Consider the following 5,103-nt stretch of genomic DNA (forward strand, 5'->3'; position numbering starts at 1 on the left):
TTGAGGTCAATGATGAGTCCCCTCCTAGAAAAAGTCTTAGCAGAAGTCACCCAACTCGATCGCCAAGAGCAGTTGCAACTCGTTTCCTACTTAATTACCCAGTGGCAACAACAGCCGAACCTATTTGTAGACAAAAAAATCAGCCGTAAAAATTTATTTGGTTGTATGCAGGGAAAAATAAAGATTGCCGAAGACTTCAACGCACCCCTCAATGATTTTGCTGAGTATATGTGATGCGCTTATTATTAGATACACACATCTTTATTTGGCTGATAGACGGCAACCCAAAACTTAGCCAAACCGCAAGGCAAGCCATCGAAGATGAAAGTAACACGTTGCATCTAAGTATTGTTAGCCTCTGGGAAATAACCATTAAAACTAGCCTCGGTAAACTCGAACTGGCAATCCCACTCGAACAAATTGTTATCAATTTTATTCTTCCCAGCGATATTGAAATTCTACCCATTCATCTGCCGCACTTATTGATATTACAAACGTTACCTTTCCATCATCGAGATCCGTTTGACCGATTATTAATTTCCCAAGCTAAATCTGAAACTTTAACTTTACTATCAGAAGATGGTATGTTTGAGCAGTATGAAGTAGAAATACTTTGGTAGTTTATCGAATACCACTCCCACCAAAGTAGGGCTGTTTCATTAAAAAATTAAACTTATAATCTTTAGGGAGTTCGATGAGTAGGTATTTTCTTCATTAGGATAGCCGAAGAATTCTTGAATCAGGGAGAGATAAGCCTGCACTCTGGGTTCATCCATCGCCACGCACCGGATAGGGGATACCATCGGGATTTTACCCCACCCCCGCCACCGAGAAACCGGGTTGCTGAAGACCTCTAGCGATCGCTTCACTGGAAATGACTTACCAATTCCCTAGAGATTATCGTCCCCCTTCAACGTTACCACTCCGGGCGGACGGGGGGCGAAACTCAGGCGATCGCCTCCCCAATGGGTAACTAGAGATTGATATCGAGCGATTCTTTTTTGTAAACACTACCTCAAGTTTTTCCCTGCTCAAAAGCCCGAACCTTCTCATATAAACTATCCACTGTTTCATCCGCAAATATCTCATCTTTACTCAACAAATAATCCCCTTCCCCCAGTTGACAAGCCACAACAAATCTCGCAAACTTGACAGGAGCCATGTGAGCGGATAGGATTTTTAGCCCCTCTTTGATAACTTGTTGTTCCGTCGGTAAATCAACCTTCATAATCAACCTCCGTGATAAAATAGGTAGGATTCATAACGGGTAAATCTAGTCCTTGGCAGCGATTAATCAGACGTTTATCGCAGGTGAGAAAATAATCACTCCCAGACGCTTCCGCGCTGGCAATGTGTAAAGCATCTAAAGACTTAACACCCATCTCTTCCAGTGCTTTTGCTCGAAGGCGGATCTTAGGTGTCAGTTTCTGATATATCTTGGACAAACTCAGCCAGAGATTGACAGCATTGGCACGCTCAAGACGAGAGTTGCGACTATTTTCATAGTCTAGAACACTGGAACTGACCAGAGCAATTTGCTGACTTTCAATCAGGGTGAGAATTAGAAGAAACGCCTGGGTTTCTAAAAAGATTTTGACCTGTGATTGATCGTCAAAGGGACGATTTAAAACGCTTGTGTCTAGGTAAACACGCATACCAGACATCCACCTCCAGTCAAGTGTTGGTGGGCAAGTCTAGAGTATCAGTTTCTACTGACAACTGACTATCCCTGCACACCCTAGTATTTTAGTCCCTGCCCTGAACGTTGAGGCGTTCTTGAATCAGGTGTAGATACACCTGCACTCTGGGTTCATCCATCGCCACACACCGGATAGGTTACACCATCCCGATTTTACCCCACCCCCGCCAGTCCAAAACCCAAGAAACCGGGTTGCACTCATCCCCTCATTTCTCCCCTAAACCCTCCCAAAAACCCGGTTTCTCTCCCTTTGCTAGTTTTCTCGCTTCCTCAACCCAGTCTTTAACTTAGGGACTGATGAGGATAAGCTCAGGGAAATAGGTTTGGTAACGGGTCGCATCACGAGTGAGCAGACTGTATCGGCACACAAACCCATGAGCACCAATATAGAAATCCGGTAAAGGCGATCGCCTCACCCCACCCCTACGACGATATTGCAAAAAGGCTTGACCCGCTAAAAATGCCGCCTCATAAGGTAATCCATCTCTCTGAAAAAAACGAGAAGATAAGACCGATTCCACTTCCGTTACATCTCGAAAACCAATGGATACTTCTGCATAAATAATCGGGTTGATATGCAGTGTTCCGGTTTGGGCACAATCAGCCAGTTGCGCTGCTGACCAGTCAAACCAATGGAGATCTTCAGTTAATACATCGAGAATCACATTACTATCCACCAAAAAATCCGTCATTCCTCACCCCGGGTTAAATTCAGAATCTCATCAGTGGTCAAGTCCCCTGTAGCTTTTCCCCGCAGACTGGCGATTAAAGTTGCTCCTTGGGGGGAGGTGTTTTGATACCGCCAAGCTAAAAAGTCTAAGAATATTTTGGCTTCTTCCAGAGCAGGTTGGGGTAGATTGCGGAGAATAGCCAAGATTTCAGTTTCTGTGGTTAGCATAGTGCATTTCAGGATAGTACCCTCATTTTACTCCATCCTCCCAATCCAAAAACCCGGTTTCCTTACCCCCCCCAACCCAGAAACCGCGTTGCACCGCGCCACCTCAGCCGAATTTTACCCCACCCCCGCCACCGAGAAACCCGGTTGCTGAAGACCTCTAGCGATCGCTTCACTGGAAATGACTTACCAATTCCCTAGAGATTATCGTCCCCCTTCAACGTTACCACTCCGGGCGGACGGGGGGCGAAACTCAGGCGATCGCCTCCCCAATGGGTAACTAGAGATTGATATCGAGCGATTCCTTAGCCGCCGACTTCTTAAACCGGACAGCATACCCTTCATTTGCCCTTTGCTTCTGCCTGAATGTCTTGTTTTAACTCCTCCCAAGGCACCTCTTCCTCATCCTCACGAGTATGAGCCACTAACACATCATAGAAATCTTCCCATAACTCACTCCGAGGAAATCCGTAATTCCTGACCCTCCCCACCTCGACAGCCGAGGATTTCTTGAATCCGGGAGAGATACCCCTACGATCGCCCTTAGCGCGATCGCCCTTTTTCAATCCAATATTTGGCAGCTTTGAAGGCTAAATAAGCCACTAGACTACTGATGGCGATACGTCCTCCGGACACGCTGCGCGAACGCACTCAAAAACGGATGGGGATATCTGCCAAATTCTGCTTCCCACGGAAACGTCATCCGTTGGGGTTCAAATAACAATCCGCTACTGGAGGCAACGATCGCACCCCCAGCAATTCCTACCCCCACCGCCTGAATGTGATCCTGGAGTTTCTGCTGCTTTTCTTGAATGTGGCGATCGCGTTCCGCTTGGTCAACTTCCACTAAACCGCGAATCGTGGCAATTGCTTGATTGAGGAGGTTGGAACCGGGATAAAAGTAGTTTAAATCAGCGCGGATTTGTTCTTGAAAGGTGATGGCTTCCTTTTCGTAAAATAACCGCCAACCTTCCATGGGGGTTTCTGCCAGTTGTTCCATGCGTTCTAAACTGGTTTGATAGTTTTGGCGATTGATGGCGATCGTATTGCGCGCATATTCCATATTTCGCAGTTGTTGAGAATAGTTGAGGGAAGTCGCCAGCAGCGTTTTTAAGGAGATTTTCAAAGTTGCCAATTCGGCGGCGGACAGGGTTGCCGTTTTTTCCCGGTTTAGATAGTTTTGATGTAACTGATTTAATTGGGTTTCATTTTCTGCCACAATGCGATCGGCGCGATCGTAATAAATCCGACTATCTTGAAAACTTTTACAGATTTTGTGATAATATAGTAGTAACTCCGGCAATTCCCAATAACACTTTTGCAGGATTAAAGTTGGCTGTTCTTCAAATAGAAACCAAGTCAATAAATGACCGTAGGGATTTTCCTCTAAATCCGCCCTCGGACTCCCGTACTCATACAGATATCCACCCAGCAGATTATCAGCGCGATAGAGAGGCGGTAATTTCTCCCCATTTTCCAGGTGAAAAAACTTAATCCAGCCTTGTCTAGCCAGAGGTTATAAGTCGCGAATATTATCCGGTTTATTGGTGTTTAAATAGGCACTTAATAACAGAGTTTGCCCTAAATTAGAAGCCGAATCCGGTGACGGTTTAAAGCAATTCCCCGGGTTGAATTGAGCTAAATCCGCCAGCTTATATTCATCTTGTCCGGGGGTTTCGGGTTGGTAAATATTCAGATTTAGGGCATAACTATCATGGAGACATTGAGGATAAATAAACCCTTCTAAATGCTGTTTAGTGGTGAAGTTAAATGTAGTTATTTCATCATCAGCACCGACCAGCAAATCGAAATTTTGGGAAGGTTCATCTGAGCGAATATCTAACTCTAAGTCTACCTCGAACTTGTTAAGAATACTGCTATATTTTTTCCGTACCCATTGGGGGTTAATGTGGTCTAAGGTTTGGGCGGGGGTATCATCATTTGAGGTCACTAAGCCGCGATGATATTCATAGGCGAACCAATACAAACTAGGGGCGTAAATTGGGGCTATTTTATCGCTCATATTTATGGTTGCTAAAGATTAGGTAAACAGATTAGGAGTGTGCTTGTTTTGCCTGTTGCACTCTAGCCACCAGTAAGGCCTTATTATAGACCGTTTCCGGTCGTTCTCCTTCTGCTGGTTTGGGGATTGTCTGCCCTTGTTGTTTCATGTGGTCGCGAACTATTATCAACTCTTCTGGGTTGAAGGTAATCTGATACTCGTTACACCATGATTTAATGATTTTCGCCAGTTTCAAGGTTTTATCTTCGGCGGCGGTTAATTGGTCTTCTAATACTTGTAGATGTTCCGACAGTTTGGGGTGATTTTGGGGGTTGGTTTGAGATGGTTCGAGATAGGTGAGGAAGTCTTCGATAGTTTGTAATAAATCTGAGTTGGAAATGCGATCGCTCACGGTATTATCTCCGAATGTGAACATACCGAGTCTGTAGCAGCATTTGGGCGGTATTAACCAATTTTAACAAGGAAACCCGGTTTTTCACTGTTGGC

The 5,103-nt window shown here is 45.1% G+C and carries 10 protein-coding genes; 2 read left to right on the top strand and 8 right to left on the bottom strand.

Annotated elements, in window-relative coordinates; genetic code table 11:
• Both P5674_RS23070 and P5674_RS23075 read left to right on the top strand, forming a co-directional pair.
• Window positions 1-234 (top strand): DUF2281 domain-containing protein (locus tag P5674_RS23070; protein WP_315670316.1); only part of this gene is annotated, 234 nt, incomplete at its 5' end.
• Complete coding sequence (locus P5674_RS23075; RefSeq protein ID WP_315670320.1) at window positions 234-620, top strand: type II toxin-antitoxin system VapC family toxin; 387 nt, start codon at window positions 234-236, stop codon at window positions 618-620. The genes P5674_RS23070 and P5674_RS23075, both read left to right, overlap by 1 nt.
• A gap of 395 nt (window positions 621-1,015) precedes the next feature.
• Here the strand turns inward: P5674_RS23075 and P5674_RS23080 are convergent, their stop codons facing one another.
• The 8 genes from P5674_RS23080 to P5674_RS23115 form a co-directional block, all read right to left on the bottom strand.
• Window positions 1,016-1,228 (bottom strand): hypothetical protein, encoded by a 213-nt coding sequence (locus P5674_RS23080; protein ID WP_006616206.1) that lies wholly within the window; start codon window positions 1,226-1,228, stop codon window positions 1,016-1,018.
• Window positions 1,218-1,664, bottom strand: a complete 447-nt coding sequence (locus P5674_RS23085; protein ID WP_006616205.1) for a PIN domain-containing protein — start codon at window positions 1,662-1,664, stop codon at window positions 1,218-1,220. The genes P5674_RS23080 and P5674_RS23085 overlap by 11 nt, the downstream gene beginning before the upstream one ends.
• A 322-nt stretch (window positions 1,665-1,986) precedes the next feature.
• Window positions 1,987-2,391, bottom strand: a complete 405-nt coding sequence (locus P5674_RS23090) for a type II toxin-antitoxin system VapC family toxin (protein WP_315670317.1) — start codon at window positions 2,389-2,391, stop codon at window positions 1,987-1,989.
• Complete coding sequence (locus P5674_RS23095; RefSeq protein WP_006616203.1) at window positions 2,388-2,597, bottom strand: hypothetical protein; 210 nt, start codon at window positions 2,595-2,597, stop codon at window positions 2,388-2,390. The genes P5674_RS23090 and P5674_RS23095 overlap by 4 nt, the downstream gene beginning before the upstream one ends.
• A gap of 338 nt (window positions 2,598-2,935) precedes the next feature.
• The gene (locus P5674_RS23100; protein ID WP_014276125.1) at window positions 2,936-3,160 is read right to left on the bottom strand and encodes a hypothetical protein; all 225 of its coding nucleotides are present in this window, start codon (window positions 3,158-3,160) and stop codon (window positions 2,936-2,938) included.
• 41 nt (window positions 3,161-3,201) lie between these two features.
• Window positions 3,202-3,957, bottom strand: coding sequence for a hypothetical protein (locus P5674_RS23105; RefSeq protein ID WP_315670318.1), 756 nt, complete (start codon window positions 3,955-3,957; stop codon window positions 3,202-3,204).
• A 153-nt stretch (window positions 3,958-4,110) separates the two neighbouring features.
• Entirely contained in the window at window positions 4,111-4,617 is a 507-nt protein-coding gene (locus tag P5674_RS23110) for a hypothetical protein (protein ID WP_006615934.1), read from the bottom strand.
• Between the two features lie 31 nt (window positions 4,618-4,648).
• Window positions 4,649-5,032 (bottom strand): hypothetical protein, encoded by a 384-nt coding sequence (locus tag P5674_RS23115; protein WP_014274228.1) that lies wholly within the window; start codon window positions 5,030-5,032, stop codon window positions 4,649-4,651.
• Window positions 5,033-5,103: the final 71 nt, after the last annotated feature.

The organism is Limnospira sp. PMC 289.06 (genome assembly GCF_032350395.1).
GTDB lineage: Bacteria > Cyanobacteriota > Cyanobacteriia > Cyanobacteriales > Microcoleaceae > Limnospira > Limnospira platensis.